The organism is Rhizobium hidalgonense (genome assembly GCF_005862185.2).
GTDB lineage: Bacteria > Pseudomonadota > Alphaproteobacteria > Rhizobiales > Rhizobiaceae > Rhizobium > Rhizobium hidalgonense.
On record NZ_CP054027.1, the window covers coordinates 4,293,169 to 4,307,371 of the forward strand.

Annotated in this window: 18 protein-coding genes; 15 read left to right on the forward strand and 3 right to left on the reverse strand. The window is 60.8% G+C overall.

What is annotated here, in order from left to right:
- The first annotated feature begins 55 nt into the window (after window positions 1-55).
- The 9 genes from hisB to coaA are packed head-to-tail and all read left to right on the forward strand — an operon-like array spanning window position 56 to window position 5,488.
- Window positions 56-664 (forward strand): imidazoleglycerol-phosphate dehydratase HisB, encoded by a 609-nt coding sequence (hisB, locus tag FFM81_RS20890; RefSeq protein WP_003571362.1) that lies wholly within the window; start codon window positions 56-58, stop codon window positions 662-664.
- A 22-nt stretch (window positions 665-686) separates the two neighbouring features.
- Entirely contained in the window at window positions 687-1,172 is a 486-nt protein-coding gene (locus FFM81_RS20895) for a DUF2628 domain-containing protein (RefSeq protein WP_138386394.1), read from the forward strand.
- 2 nt (window positions 1,173-1,174) lie between these two features.
- Window positions 1,175-1,825, forward strand: coding sequence for an imidazole glycerol phosphate synthase subunit HisH (gene hisH, locus FFM81_RS20900; RefSeq protein WP_003571365.1), 651 nt, complete (start codon window positions 1,175-1,177; stop codon window positions 1,823-1,825).
- Between the two features lie 52 nt (window positions 1,826-1,877).
- Window positions 1,878-2,060: a hypothetical protein gene (locus FFM81_RS20905; protein ID WP_097537062.1), complete on the forward strand. Its 183-nt coding sequence runs from the start codon at window positions 1,878-1,880 to the stop codon at window positions 2,058-2,060.
- Window positions 2,057-2,614, forward strand: coding sequence for a hypothetical protein (locus tag FFM81_RS20910; RefSeq protein WP_003571369.1), 558 nt, complete (start codon window positions 2,057-2,059; stop codon window positions 2,612-2,614). Before FFM81_RS20905 ends, FFM81_RS20910 begins: the two co-directional genes overlap by 4 nt.
- A gap of 6 nt (window positions 2,615-2,620) precedes the next feature.
- Window positions 2,621-3,367: a 1-(5-phosphoribosyl)-5-[(5-phosphoribosylamino)methylideneamino]imidazole-4-carboxamide isomerase gene (gene hisA, locus FFM81_RS20915; RefSeq protein ID WP_138386393.1), complete on the forward strand. Its 747-nt coding sequence runs from the start codon at window positions 2,621-2,623 to the stop codon at window positions 3,365-3,367.
- A complete protein-coding gene (gene hisF, locus FFM81_RS20920) occupies window positions 3,368-4,156 on the forward strand; it encodes an imidazole glycerol phosphate synthase subunit HisF (RefSeq protein WP_138386392.1) in 789 nt (262 codons plus the stop codon).
- A gap of 16 nt (window positions 4,157-4,172) precedes the next feature.
- On the forward strand, window positions 4,173-4,496 hold the full coding sequence (locus tag FFM81_RS20925; protein ID WP_003571373.1) for a phosphoribosyl-ATP diphosphatase: 324 nt from the start codon (window positions 4,173-4,175) through the stop codon (window positions 4,494-4,496).
- A complete protein-coding gene (gene coaA / locus FFM81_RS20930; protein ID WP_003571374.1) occupies window positions 4,493-5,488 on the forward strand; it encodes a type I pantothenate kinase in 996 nt (331 codons plus the stop codon). Before FFM81_RS20925 ends, coaA begins: the two co-directional genes overlap by 4 nt.
- A 17-nt stretch (window positions 5,489-5,505) precedes the next feature.
- On the opposite strand, the gene FFM81_RS20935 is transcribed toward coaA, so the two are convergent.
- The 3 genes from FFM81_RS20935 to FFM81_RS20945 form a co-directional block, all read right to left on the reverse strand.
- A complete protein-coding gene (locus tag FFM81_RS20935) occupies window positions 5,506-6,123 on the reverse strand; it encodes an alpha-ketoglutarate-dependent dioxygenase AlkB family protein (RefSeq protein ID WP_138386391.1) in 618 nt (205 codons plus the stop codon).
- Between the two features lies 1 nt (window position 6,124).
- Window positions 6,125-6,568, reverse strand: a complete 444-nt coding sequence (gene arfB / locus FFM81_RS20940; RefSeq protein ID WP_138386390.1) for an alternative ribosome rescue aminoacyl-tRNA hydrolase ArfB — start codon at window positions 6,566-6,568, stop codon at window positions 6,125-6,127.
- 186 nt (window positions 6,569-6,754) lie between these two features.
- On the reverse strand, window positions 6,755-8,365 hold the full coding sequence (locus tag FFM81_RS20945) for a phosphoenolpyruvate carboxykinase (protein ID WP_138386389.1): 1,611 nt from the start codon (window positions 8,363-8,365) through the stop codon (window positions 6,755-6,757).
- A 338-nt stretch (window positions 8,366-8,703) separates the two neighbouring features.
- Between FFM81_RS20945 and FFM81_RS20950 the strand changes: the two genes are divergently transcribed.
- The 6 genes from FFM81_RS20950 (at window position 8,704) to ahcY (ending at window position 14,164) form a co-directional block, all read left to right on the forward strand.
- Complete coding sequence (locus FFM81_RS20950) at window positions 8,704-9,438, forward strand: response regulator transcription factor (protein ID WP_003571378.1); 735 nt, start codon at window positions 8,704-8,706, stop codon at window positions 9,436-9,438.
- A gap of 79 nt (window positions 9,439-9,517) precedes the next feature.
- Entirely contained in the window at window positions 9,518-11,308 is a 1,791-nt protein-coding gene (locus FFM81_RS20955; protein ID WP_003571379.1) for a sensor histidine kinase, read from the forward strand.
- Window positions 11,305-11,754 carry an HPr kinase/phosphorylase gene (locus tag FFM81_RS20960; protein WP_025417414.1) on the forward strand — a complete coding sequence of 150 codons (450 nt, stop codon included), beginning with the start codon at window positions 11,305-11,307 and terminating at the stop codon, window positions 11,752-11,754. The genes FFM81_RS20955 and FFM81_RS20960 overlap by 4 nt, the downstream gene beginning before the upstream one ends.
- A 150-nt stretch (window positions 11,755-11,904) precedes the next feature.
- Window positions 11,905-12,306, forward strand: a complete 402-nt coding sequence (locus FFM81_RS20965) for a PTS sugar transporter subunit IIA (protein WP_003544139.1) — start codon at window positions 11,905-11,907, stop codon at window positions 12,304-12,306.
- Window positions 12,307-12,315: 9 nt separating this feature from the next.
- Window positions 12,316-12,591, forward strand: a complete 276-nt coding sequence (locus tag FFM81_RS20970; protein ID WP_003571382.1) for an HPr family phosphocarrier protein — start codon at window positions 12,316-12,318, stop codon at window positions 12,589-12,591.
- Window positions 12,592-12,763: 172 nt separating this feature from the next.
- Window positions 12,764-14,164 (forward strand): adenosylhomocysteinase, encoded by a 1,401-nt coding sequence (gene ahcY / locus FFM81_RS20975; RefSeq protein ID WP_003571384.1) that lies wholly within the window; start codon window positions 12,764-12,766, stop codon window positions 14,162-14,164.
- Window positions 14,165-14,203 lie beyond the last annotated feature (39 nt).

Here is a 14,203-nt window from a genome sequence, read left to right on the forward strand (position 1 = left end):
GGATATTTGCCGATGCGCCTGATAAGGAACGGCCTTATTCCCGATGGAGGGCCATATGGCCGAGACCGCAGCAAGCCGCACGGGTAGCGTTTCCCGCAAGACCAACGAGACCTCGATTTCGGTTTCCGTCAATCTCGACGGCACCGGCAAATCGAAGATTTCGACGGGCGTCGGCTTCTTCGACCATATGCTCGACCAGCTTTCGCGGCATTCCCTCATCGACATGGAGATCGAGGCCAAGGGCGACCTGCATATCGACGATCATCATACGGTCGAGGATACGGGCATTGCCATCGGCCAGGCGATCTCCAAGGCGCTCGGCGACCGGCGCGGCATCACCCGCTACGCGTCGATCGACCTCGCCATGGACGAGACGATGACCAAGGCCGCCGTCGATCTTTCCGGCCGGCCGTTCCTGGTCTGGAACGTCGGCTTCAGCGCGCCGAAGATCGGAACGTTCGACACCGAACTCGTTCGCGAATTCTTCCAGGCGCTCGCCCAGAATGCCGGCATCACATTGCATATTCTCAATCATTATGGCGCTAATAACCACCATATTGCCGAGACGTGCTTCAAGGCCGTTGCCCGCGCATTGCGCACGGCGACAGAGATCGATCCGAGACAGGCGGGCCGTGTTCCCTCAACCAAGGGCACGCTCGTCTGAGCCTCTCAAGGGAGCGGCGACCATGACATCAAGCTATATCTTCCTGACGCCGCCCGGCGGTACGCGCGCCACGATCGACGAGACGCGAACCATTCGCGACGGCTTCACGCTGCTCGGCTTTCTCTTCCCCTGGCCGTGGCTCCTGGCACATCGGCTTTGGCTGCATGCGGCAGTGGCCTTTCTGCTGCAGGGCATCGGTGGTGCGCTGATGGAGGAGCCGGGTCTCTGGCCTATGGGAGCGGCTATCATGCTGGGCGTGAATGTGCTGGTCGGCCTCGAGGGCCAGAATTTTCGCATCCGCAACCTTGCTGGCAAGGGCTGGACCGAAGACGCGCTGATTGCCGCCGATACGATCGGCATTGCCGAGCAGGTCTATTTTTCGGACCAGGCGGATATCGCGCAGAGTGACGACAACACGGCACCGGACTGGGAGAACAAGCCCCGGCCGCGCGGCCCACATGGCCATGGCACAGCGCTTGGCCTGTTTGGATTTGATGGAGGACGCTGACGATGCGCGTCGCGATTATCGATTATGGTTCCGGCAATTTGCGCTCGGCGACCAAGGCTTTCGAACGTGCCGCCCGTGAAGCGGGCATCGATGCGCATATCGATCTCACCGACAGGGCGGAAAATGTTGCCGCGGCCGATCGTATCGTGCTTCCCGGTGTTGGCGCCTATGCCGATTGCCGGCGCGGTCTCGATGCCGTGCCCGGGATGGCCGAGGTGTTGATCGAGGCCGTCGAGAAGAAGGCGCGGCCGTTCCTCGGCATCTGCGTCGGTATGCAGCTGATGTCCTCGCGCGGCCTCGAAAAGACCGTGACGCACGGTTTTAACTGGATTCCCGGCGATGTCGTCGGGATGACGCCTGATGATCCTCAATTGAAGATCCCGCAGATCGGCTGGAATACGCTCGACCTGAAACGCGAACATCCGCTTTTCGACGGCATTGCGACTGGCCCGGAGGGGCTGCACGCCTATTTTGTGCATTCCTACCATCTTGCCGCCGAAAAGGCCGACGATGTCATCGCGACCGTCGACTATGGCGGTGCGATGACCGCTCTCGTCGGGCGCGACAACATGGTCGGCGCACAGTTTCACCCGGAAAAGAGCCAGAAGCTCGGGCTGGCGCTGATTGCCAATTTCCTGCGCTGGAACCCGTAATACCGCCGCCTTATTTCCCCTTTATGGAAACGGCGGAACAGGAGTGCGCTCGATGCCGGCGTCGCGGAAATCAGGCAAGGTGTTCTACACGCTGAGACCCTCCCGGGAGGGGCAGCCTCCCTTCTCGGACATCCGGCTTGCCGATGGGACGATCATCCGCCGTGTCGATGAGACCATTCACAAAAGAGCGCTTTCCAATGCAGCCAAGGCGTTGAAAGAAAGGCTGGACCGATGATCCATGAAATCCTTGCCGGCAACGAGAATTCCCAGCTGCGCGCCAACGGCATCAGCGCCGGCGACATTACCGAAGCCGTGCTGGAGTTTTATATCGAGGGCGAAGACGATCTGATCGGCCTGCTTGCCTATGCGCTTTACGAGCGGCAGAAGCGCGATTTCGTCATCAGCTATCGCAAGCGCAATGCCGGCCGTTCGCCCAATGAAGCGGAGCTTGCCGCGGTCGCCAGCAATTATCTCTCCACCGACCTGCGCAATACGCTGCGCGACCGCGCCTCGCAGATCCTGTCGAGTTATGCCGAAACCTATGTCGAGGCGATGGAGCCGGAGATCCGTCTCGCCGCCGTCAACAACGACGCGCTGCGAAAGGTGCGCGACATCGAAAAGTCGGTGAAACGGCGGCTGGGTTTCTGGCGTCAGGTGCGGGCCGGTTTGACCGTTACCCTGCTCCTTCTTCTGCTTTTCGGCGCGGCCACCATTGCCGCTGTCTTTTTCCACTCGGATATCGTAGATGCGTGGAATGCGCTGATGGTACCGACCACTTTACGGACGTAAGACGACATGATCCTTTTTCCCGCGATCGATCTGAAGGGCGGCCAATGCGTCCGCCTGAAGCTCGGCGACATGCAGCAGGCGACGGTCTACAACACTGATCCGGCCGCCCAGGCGAAATCCTTCGAAGACCAGGGTTTCGAATGGCTGCATGTGGTCGATCTCGACGGCGCCTTTGCGGGACATTCGGCCAATGGCGACGCCGTCGAAGCGATCCTCAAGGCGACGAAAAATCCGGTGCAGCTCGGCGGCGGCATCCGAACCCTCGATCATATCGAGGCCTGGCTGTCGCGCGGGCTGCGGCGAGTCATTCTCGGCACCGTCGCGGTCAGAAATCCTGAGCTGGTCATCGAGGCCTGCCGGAAATTTCCAGGCCACGTCGCCGTCGGCATTGATGCCAAAGGCGGCAAGGTGGCGGTCGAAGGCTGGGCGGAGGCTTCCGAACTCGGCATCATCGAACTCGCCAAAAAATTCGAAGGCGCCGGCGTCGCCGCGATCATTTATACCGACATCGACCGCGACGGCATCCTGGCCGGCATCAACTGGGCTTCGACGCTGGAGCTTGCCGACGCCGTCTCCATTCCCGTCATCGCCTCGGGCGGCCTCGCCTCGCTTGAGGACATCAAACGGATGCTGCAGCCCGATGCACGAAAGCTGGAAGGTGCGATCTCCGGCCGTGCGCTTTATGACGGCCGTATCGATCCTGCGGAAGCGTTGGCGCTGATCAAGGCCAGCAGGGCGAAGGAGACCGCGTAAATGACCCTCAAGGCCCGTGTCATTCCCTGCCTCGACGTCAAGGACGGCCGCGTCGTCAAGGGCGTCAATTTCCTCAATCTCGTCGATGCCGGCGATCCCGTCGAAGCGGCGAAGGCCTATGATGCGGCCGGCGCCGATGAGCTCTGCTTCCTCGATATCACCGCTTCCTCGGACAATCGCGAGACGATCTTCGATGTCGTGTCGCGCACGGCCGACCAATGTTTCATGCCGCTGACCGTCGGCGGCGGGGTGCGCACCATCGCCGATATCCGCAAGCTCTTGCTGTGCGGCGCCGACAAGGTCTCGATCAATTCGGCAGCCGTCAGCAATCCCGACTTCGTTGCCGAGGCGGCCGACAAGTTCGGCGACCAGTGCATCGTCGTCTCGATCGACGCCAAGCGCCGGCGCACGCAGGCGGTCGGCGGCGACAATCTCAGCGCCTGGGAAATCTATACGCATGGCGGCCGCAACGCGACCGGCATCGACGCCGTCGAATTCGCCCAGAAGATGGTGGCGCGCGGCGCCGGCGAGCTCTTGGTGACCTCGATGGACCGCGACGGCACCAAGGTTGGCTACGATCTGGAGCTGACGCGGGCGATCGCCGATGCGGTGCGTGTGCCGGTCATCGCGTCGGGCGGCGTCGGCGATCTCGACGATCTCGTCGCCGGGGTGAAGGAGGGCCATGCCAATGCCGTGCTCGCCGCCTCGATCTTCCACTTCGGCACCTATTCCGTCGGCGAGGCGAAGCGCTATATGTCGAAGTGCGGCATCGACATGCGTCTCGACTGAACTTGAAAGCGGACCTATGAGCGGATTTTCCCTTTCCGATCTCGAAAGCATCGTCGCCGAGCGGTCGAAAGCCTCACCGGAGCAATCCTGGACGGCGAAGCTCGTCGCTGCCGGCCAGCCGAAAGCGGCAAAGAAGCTTGGCGAAGAGGCGATCGAAGCCGTAATGGCGGCGGTGACCGGCGACCGCGACAATCTGACCTATGAAGCCGCCGATGTGCTCTATCACCTTTTGGTCGTATTGAAGATTGCTGAAATACCGTTAGAGAATGTCATGGCCGAGCTCGAGCGCAGAACCGCGCAGTCCGGCCTCAAGGAAAAGGCCGGCCGGCAGAGTTCATGAGTATCGCGACTGAGATTATCGGGGTGCCGGAAACGTTGGATCACTTCCAGTCGGAATCCTATTCGCCCTACCACTTCTTCTCTTCCGAGCAATGGGCGAAGTTCCGCGCCGACACGCCGCTGACGCTGACAAGCGACGAGGTCAAGCGGCTGCGTTCGATGGGCGACCCGATCGATCTCGACGAGGTCCGGCGCATCTACCTGTCGCTGTCGCGGCTGCTGTCGGCGCATGTCGAATCCTCGCAGATGCTGTTCGATCAGCGCAACCGCTTCCTCAGCCTGTCCGATGTGACGAAGACGCCGTTCGTCATCGGCATCGCCGGCTCGGTCGCTGTGGGAAAATCGACTACCGCCCGTATTCTCAAGGAGCTTCTGGGGCGCTGGCCTTCCAGCCCGAAGGTCGATCTCGTCACCACCGACGGCTTCCTTCATCCGAACGCCGTGCTGCAGCGGCAAAAGCTGATGCAGCGCAAGGGTTTTCCGGAGAGTTACGACACGGCCGCGATCCTGCGTTTTCTCTCGGCGATCAAAGCCGGCCAGCCGGATGTCAAGGCGCCCAGCTATTCGCATCTCGTTTATGACGTGCTGCCCGACGATTACAAGATCGTCGACCGGCCCGACATCCTGATCTTCGAAGGCATCAACGTACTGCAGTCGCGCGACCTGCCCGCCGGCGGCAAGATCGTGCCGATGGTCTCCGACTTCTTCGACTTCTCGATCTATATCGATGCAGCGGAAGACCAGATTCACAACTGGTACGTCGCGCGTTTCATGCGGCTGCGCGAGACCGCCTTCCGCGATCCGAATTCCTATTTCCATCGCTACGCTTCGATCAGCGACGCGGAAGCGCTCGAAATCGCCGGGGATCTCTGGGCGAACATCAACCTGAAAAACCTGCGCCAGAACATCCTGCCGACGCGGCCGCGTGCCGATCTGATCCTGAAAAAGGGCAAGGATCATTTGATCGAGCAGGTCGCGCTGCGCAAACTATAGCAGGCGATCCTGGGCTATCAGCTCGAGGGATTGACGCGGCGCAGCGTCAGATTGATGCGGCCGCCATTCTTCAAGAGCGTCGATGTCGCCGGGTGAATGCGGTCGACGCCGTGGAAACACAGCCGCCCCTCGCCGCCCAGAACGACCAGATCGCCGCTCGACAGCTTTAGGGATAGCGTAGGATCATTGCGGTTGAGGCCGCCGATGCGAAACAGGCAGCTGTTGCCGAGCGAGATCGAGACGACCGGCGCCTGCAGATCCCTCTCATCCTTGTCCTGATGCAGACCCATCCGGGCATCGTCGGAGTAGAAATTGATCAGACAGGCTTCCGGCGGCTTGTCGTAACCGGCCACATCATTCCAGATATCGAGTAATTCCTGCGGCATATCGGGCCAAGGCCTGCCGGTTGCCGGATGCGTCGGCTGGTAGCGATAGCCGCGCTGCTTGTCGGTTACCCAGCCGAGCGCCCCACAATTGGTCATGCGCACCGACATCGGCTTGCCGGTGCCGGGCATGACCGGCACATAAAGCGGCGCCTCGGCGACAATAGTGCGGATGACCTCGACCAACGCCTCCTGGCGCGCCCGGTCGAGATAGCTGGGGAGATGGCGAATGCCGCTCAAGAGTTCCGGCATGTCATTCACTGCTTCCGCCGCCAGGGCGGCCGCGCATTTTCTTGACTTCCGAGCGGCCGGATTTCTCCTTCAGGCGGCGCTCGACCGAACCCTTGGTCGGCTTGGTCTTCTTGCGCGGCGGCGGCGGCGGCTTGGCGGCCTCCAGAATCAGCTCCTTCAGCCGGTCGCGCGCATCCTCGCGGTTGCGGTCCTGGCTGCGAAAGCGGCTCGCCTCGATCATCAGCACGCCGTCCTTCGACAGGCGCCGGCCGGCGAGCTTGACCGCATTGGCCTTGACGCGATCGTTCAGCGACGGCGAGTTCGGGATGTTGAAGAACAGCTGGACCGCGGTCGAAACCTTGTTGACGTTCTGCCCGCCGGGGCCGCCCGCCAGAACGAACTGTTCCGTCAACTCCCATCCGGCGATGGTGATCCTGTCATCGATGTAGAGTGCGTCGCTGGCCATGCGGCGTTCTATCTCACATCGGCCGCTAATTGAAAACATCGGCCATCATCAAGAAAAACCCGGCCATCCTGCGATGCCGGGTTTCACGTGAATCAGAGAGTCTGTTTAGCGCAATTCCCGACAAAAGCGCTTCGCGCTTTGCCTGGCAAAACCGCTGCACACTTTTGCTGGAATTGCTTGCGCTTCTTATTCGGCGGCAACCTTCACGCCGGGAGCCGCGTCGCGAACACCGCCGTCGACGTGGTTCTCGAACTTAGCGAAGTTCGCAATGAACATCGAGACCAGCTTTTCGGCCTGTGCGTCATAGGCTGCCTTGTCGGCCCAGGTCGAGCGCGGATCGAGAATGCCGCTGTCGACGCCATTGACGGAGACCGGCACGGCGAAGCCGAAGTTGGTATCGGCACGGAATTCGACCTGGCCGAGTTTGCCGTTGAGAGCAGCAGCGAGAAGCGCGCGCGTCGCCTTGATCGGCATGCGTTTGCCGGTGCCGTAAGCGCCGCCGGTCCAACCGGTATTGACCAACCAGCATTCGACGCCGTGGCGGCCAATCAGTTCCTTCAGCAGGTTGCCGTATTCGGCCGGATGCCGCGGCATGAAGGGCGCGCCGAAGCAGGTGGAGAAGGTCGCTTCCGGCTCGACGACACCCTTTTCGGTGCCGGCCACCTTGGCGGTGTAGCCGGACAGGAAGTGATACATCGCCTGATCAGGCGTCAGACGGGCGATCGGCGGCATGACGCCGAAGGCATCGGCGGTCAGCATGATGATCGTCTTCGGATGCCCGGCCCGGCCGGTTTCCGAGGCGTTCGGAATGAAATGCATCGGGTAGGCGCAGCGGGTATTTTCGGTCAGCGAGCCGTCGTGGAAATCCGGCTCGCGGCCTTCGTTCAACACGACGTTTTCGAGCACGGTGCCGAAACGCTGGGTCGTCGCATAGATTTCCGGCTCGGCCTCGGCCGACAGACGGATTGTTTTGGCGTAGCAGCCGCCTTCGAAGTTGAAGATGCCGTTTTCGCTCCAGCCGTGTTCGTCATCGCCGATCAGCGTGCGGGCCGGATCGGCCGACAGCGTCGTCTTGCCGGTGCCGGAAAGGCCGAAGAACACCGCCGCGTCACCGTCCGGGCCGACATTAGCCGAGCAATGCATCGGCATCACGCCCTTGGCCGGCAGCAGGTAGTTGAGAACGGTGAAGACCGATTTCTTCATTTCGCCGGCATAGGAGGTGCCGCCAATGAGGACGAGACCGTTGGTCAGGTCGCAGGCAATCACGGTTTCCGAACGGCAGCCGTGGCGGGCCGGATCGGCCTTGAAGCTCGGCAGATCGATGATCGTCAGCTTCGGCGCGAAGCTGGGGAGTGCTGCGGCATCGGGGCGGATCAGCAGATTGCGGATGAACAGCGAATGCCAGGCAAACTCTGTGACGACGCGGGTCGGCAGAGCATGGCGTTCCTCGGCGCCGCCGACGAGGTCCTGGACGAACAGGTCCTTACCAGCGGCATGCGCCAGCATATCGGCGCGCAGCAGGGCGAAATGTTCCGGCGAAAGCGGTTTGTTGTTGTCCCACCAGATCTGGCCATCGGTATTGCTGTCGCGAACGACGAACTTGTCGCGCGGCGAACGGCCGGTGTGCTGGCCGGTGATAGCCCGCAGCGCGCCCTGAGCAGTCAGTTCGGCTTCACCCCGGCGGATCGCTTCTTCATAGAGTGCGGCGGCGGAAAAGTTGTAGCGAACGCTGGCTGCGCCGCCCAATCCAACCGTTGCCAGCTCCGTTGCCGGGTTATGAACTCCGAACTTTTCCATGGCTAGTTCCCTTTGCTCAGGCGCGTTGCCGTTAAAACTAACCGCGAAAATACGGGTAGAAATTTTAAAACACAAGACACAGAACTTGAAAAAATATAGTAATATCAAATATTTAATCGATTTAAATTTATTGCCTCTGTTTTAAATCGTTTTAGGTGAGCGCGTTGAAACATTTTCCCTCGCTACTTAAGATTGCCGGCGATTCTCACGACAATCTTTCCCTTTATCTTTGCCACAATTTGTTCCACCTTTATCCTCCATAAGCGCATCCGGTCACTGAGACCGCCTGGGGAGAGCAAAATCCGGGAGATTGCGCACTGATGATGGAGACCAACACCATGCCGACAATCGCGCTCGTTGATGACGACCGCAACATCCTCACCTCGGTGTCGATCGCACTGGAGGCCGAAGGATATAAGGTCGAGACTTATACGGACGGTGCTTCGGCGCTCGACGGCCTTCTGGCGCGACCACCGCAGCTGGCGATCTTCGACATCAAGATGCCGCGCATGGACGGCATGGAACTGCTGCGCCGCCTGCGACAGAAGTCGGATATTCCCGTCATCTTCCTTACCTCCAAGGATGAGGAGATCGATGAGCTCTTCGGCTTGAAGATGGGCGCCGACGATTTCATCACCAAGCCTTTTTCGCAGCGTCTGCTGGTCGAGCGCGTCCGCGCCGTGCTGCGCCGCGCCTCTAGCCGTGAAGCCGCAGCTGCCGGCACCAGCCCCGTCGGCGCACCGAAGAACGGCGCCGTACAGCAGGCCCGCTCGCTGGAGCGCGGGCAGCTGGTCATGGATCAGGAACGTCATACCTGCACCTGGAAGGGTGAGGCCGTGACCCTGACGGTGACCGAATTCCTGATCCTGCATTCGCTGGCGCAGCGCCCCGGCGTCGTCAAAAGCCGCGACGCGCTGATGGACGCAGCCTATGACGAACAGGTCTATGTCGACGACCGGACCATCGACAGCCACATCAAGCGGCTGCGCAAGAAATTCAAGATGGTCGACAACGACTTTGATATGATTGAAACGCTCTACGGAGTGGGATACCGCTTCCGCGAAGCAGCCTGAGCCCAGACGGCGCAGCGCGAGACATTGTTGAGGGCTGCCGGCCGGATTATCCGGCCCTGCCCTTCGAAAGGGCCAGTCGTTGGCACAGTTGGTGCAGGATAGGGATCTCGACGATGCGGAGGGCGTGAGCACCCGTCGCGTCCGAGACCGCCGTTGGTCGCATCCTTTCACGCTGATCCGCCGCATCTTCGGCAATGCCGTGTTTTCGAGCCTGACGCGGCGCATCGTCTTCTTCAATCTCGTCGCACTGCTGGTGCTGGTCGGCGGTATCCTCTACCTCAACCAGTTTCGCGAGGGACTAATTGACGCCCGCGCCGAGAGCCTTTTGACGCAAGGCGAAATCATCGCCGGCGCCATTTCAGCTTCCGCATCGGTCGATACGAATTCGATCACCATCGATCCGCAGAAACTGCTCGAGCTGCAGGCTGGCCAGAGCATCACCCCGGTACCGAACGACGAAGACCTCGAATTCCCGATCGATCCCGAGAAGGTCGCGCCGGTGCTGCGCCGGCTGATCTCTCCGACGCGCACGCGCGCCCGCATCTTCGATGCCGATGCCAATCTGCTGCTGGATTCCCGCCATCTTTATTCGCGCGGCCAAGTGCTGCGCTTCGACCTGCCGCCGGTCGAGGAGGAGAAGCAGACCTGGAGCGATTGGTTCGCCACCCTGTTCAACAAGGCGCTGCAGCCCGGCAACCTGCCGCTTTACAAGGAAGCGCCGGGCGGCGACGGCTCGATCTATCCAGAGGTGATGAACGCGCTCACCGGCGTGCGCGGCGCCGTCGTGCGCACGACGGAAAAAGGCGAGCTCATCGTTTCGGTCGCCGTGCCGATCCAGCGTTTCCGCGCTGTGCTCGGGGTGCTGCTGCTGTCGACACAGGCAGGCGACATCGACAATATCGTTCATGCCGAGCGGCTTGCGATCATGCGCGTCTTCGGTGTCGCGACGCTGGTCAACGTGCTGCTTTCGCTAGTGCTCTCGTCGACCATCGCCAATCCGCTGCGCCGACTTTCGGCCGCCGCCATCCGTGTGCGCCGCGGGGCCAAGACGCGTGAGCAGATTCCTGACTTCTCCGCCCGCCAGGATGAAATCGGTAATCTTTCCATTGCATTGCGCGAAATGACGACGGCGCTTTACGACCGCATCGATGCGATCGAGAGTTTCGCCGCCGATGTCAGCCACGAACTCAAGAATCCACTAACGTCGCTGCGCAGCGCCGTCGAAACGCTGCCGCTTGCCCGGTCCGACGATTCCAAGAAGCGGCTGATGGACGTCATCCAGCACGATGTCCGCCGCCTCGACCGGCTGATCAGCGATATCTCCGACGCCTCCCGCCTCGATGCCGAACTCGCGCGTGTCGATGCCGGCTCCGTCGACATGGAGGTGCTGTTGCGCGACCTCATCGAGGTTTCACGCCAGGTCAGGAGCAGCAAGAAGCAGGTGGAAATCGAATATGCGATCGATCGCAAGGCGAACGTCAAGACGCGCTTCGTCATCAATGGCCACGATCTGCGCATCGGCCAGATCATCGCCAACCTGATCGAGAACGCCCGCTCTTTCGTGCCTGAGAAGGGCGGCAAGATTACCGTGCGGCTGGTGCGGACACGTTCGCGCTGCGTCACCACGATCGAAGACAACGGCCCCGGCATCCAGGCGGAAAATATCGACCGCATCTTCGAGCGGTTCTATACGGACCGACCGGAATCGGAAGGCTTCGGACAGAATTCGGGGCTCGGCCTGTCGATCAGCCGGCAGATCGCCGAAGCCCATGGCGGCTCGCTGAGAGCAGAAAACATCACCGACGCCGAAGGCGGAAAGGTGCTCGGCGCGCGCTTTATCCTGACCCTGCCGCTCGATGCCGCCGCATGACGGCGGCCTTAAACATCCATGCGACGGCAATCGTCGTCGGCAGCACGGGACTGCTGTTCAGCGGCCCCTCCGGCTGGGGAAAATCGATGCTGGCCTTTACCTGCATGACCGAAGCACGCCGGCTCGGGCTCTTTACGGCACTGGTCGCCGACGACCAGGTTCTTCTCTCCGAGGAGACCGGCACCGTGGTGGCCACCTGCCCGCCGTCGATCGCCGGGCTGATCGAGCTTCGCGGCACTGGCATCGTCCGACAGGAGCATGTGCCACAGGCGGCGATGCATTATGCCGTGCTTCCGGGCAGTGCTGCCGGTGAAAACCGCGTGCCGCCGGAGGGCGAAATCGTCAACCTTGCACCGGGTTTTTCGCTTCCCGCATTGCGGTTGCTCACAGGCGTCTCCTCACCCCTTGCCATGCTGATGGCGAAAGCACCCGATATCGGGCATTGACGCCTTCCGGATTGATCAATCTGCCTTATATATTCGCATTTTTATCTTGCACTTCGGCTTTTCATAGCCAAGATGTGCCGCCACCGGTGGACGTAATTGCTGCATTGCGATATTGGGGCCACCGTTCGCGTATATGGGAGCAGTAATATCATGATCGGACTTGTGCTTGTCACTCATGGCAAGCTAGCTGAAGAGTTTCGTCATGCTGTCGAGCACGTCGTCGGTCCTCAGAAATTCATCGAGACGGTCTGCATTGGCCCCGAAGACGACATGGATCAAAGACGGCAGGACATTCTGGAAGCTGTTTCCGGTGCCGATGACGGCCATGGCGTCGTCATTCTGACCGACATGTTCGGCGGTACGCCGTCCAATCTCGCCATTTCAGTCATGAGCAGCGGCCATACCGAAGTCATTGCCGGCGTCAACCTGCCGATGCTGATCAAGCTCGCCGGCGTGCGCGGCGAGAACAATATGGAGAAGGCGCTGGTGGAGGCCTCCGAAGCCGGACGGAAATATATCAATGTCGCGAGCCGCGTGCTTAGCGGAAAATAACGGCCCTTCATGACATCGCTCTCCCGGGAACTCCTCATCATCAACAAGCGCGGCCTTCACGCGCGCGCCTCCGCAAAATTCGTGCAGATGGTCGAGACTTTCGATGCCGCCATCACCGTTTCCAAAGACGGAATGACGGTCGGCGGCACCTCGATCATGGGCTTGATGATGCTTGCCGCGAGCCCCGGCTCGAGCGTCGTCGTCTCGGCCAGCGGCAGCCAGGCCGAAGAAGCGCTGGAGGCCCTGGACCAACTGATCCAGAATCGCTTCGGCGAAGAGATATAGGCTTCGGCCGAGCTCATATAAACATATAAAGACTTCTTTATATCCTTATTGCCTTCGCATCCGAAGCCTGCTAAACGGCGGACATGCCGTGAGCTTGCATCCGGCCTATCCGTCGCGCGGTCATTTTCGCGCCTGCGCCAATTTTGAGACGTTTTTCAGCCTGGAGACCTCTATGAGCACTGAAAAAGATTATGTCGTCGCCGATATCGGGCTTGCGGATTTTGGCCGCAAGGAAATTACGATCGCCGAAACCGAAATGCCGGGGCTGATGTCCTGCCGCACCGAATTCGGCGATGCAAAGCCGCTGAAGGGCGCGCGCATCACCGGCTCGTTGCACATGACCATCCAGACCGCCGTGCTCATCGAGACGCTGGTGGCGCTCGGTGCCGAAGTCCGCTGGGCCTCGTGCAACATCTTCTCGACGCAGGATCACGCCGCTGCCGCAATCGCCGCTGCCGGCGTTCCTGTTTTCGCCATCAAGGGTGAATCCCTCGAGGATTACTGGGTCTATACCGACAAGATCTTCCAGTGGGCCGATGGCGGCCTTTCCAACATGATCCTCGATGACGGCGGCGACGCCACCATGTACATCCTGCTCGGCGCCCGCGCTGAAGCCGGCGAAGACGTGCTGTCGCATCCGCATTCCGAGGAAGAGGAAATCCTCTTCGCGCAGATCAAGAAGCGTCTTGCCGCATCGCCTGGCTGGTTCACCAAGCAGCGCGACGCCATCAAGGGTGTCACCGAGGAAACGACGACCGGCGTCAACCGCCTCTACCAGCTCAGCCAGAAGGGCCTGCTGCCCTTCCCGGCGATCAACGTCAACGACTCCGTCACCAAGTCGAAGTTCGACAACAAATACGGCTGCAAGGAATCGCTGGTCGACGGCATCCGCCGCGGCACCGACGTGATGATGGCCGGCAAGGTTGCCGTCGTCTGCGGCTACGGCGACGTCGGCAAGGGTTCTGCCGCCTCGCTTTCCGGCGCCGGCGCCCGCGTCAAGGTCACCGAAGCCGATCCGATCTGCGCATTGCAGGCCGCCATGGACGGTTATGAAGTCGTGCTGCTCGAAGACGTTGTTTCCTCGGCCGATATCTTCATCACCACCACCGGCAACAAGGATGTCATCCGCATCGACCATATGCGTGCGATGAAGGACATGGCGATCGTCGGCAATATCGGTCACTTCGACAATGAAATCGAAGTCGCCGCGCTGCGCAATCTCAAGTGGACCAACGTCAAGCCGCAGGTCGATCTGATCGAGTTCCCCAAGGGCAACCGCATCATCCTGCTTTCCGAAGGCCGTCTGCTCAACCTCGGCAACGCCACCGGTCATCCGTCCTTCGTGATGTCGGCTTCCTTCACCAACCAGACGCTGGCGCAGATCGAGCTCTTCACCAAGCCCGACCAGTATTCCAACCAGGTCTATATCCTGCCGAAGCATCTCGATGAGAAGGTCGCCCGCCTGCATCTCGACAAGCTCGGCGTGAAGCTAACGGAGCTTTCTGCGGAACAGGCTGCCTATATCGGCGTCTCGCCGAAGGGCCCGTTCAAGTCCGACCACTACAGATATTGATCTCATAGTTAATATCCACAAGATGTAGAAGCCGCGGCA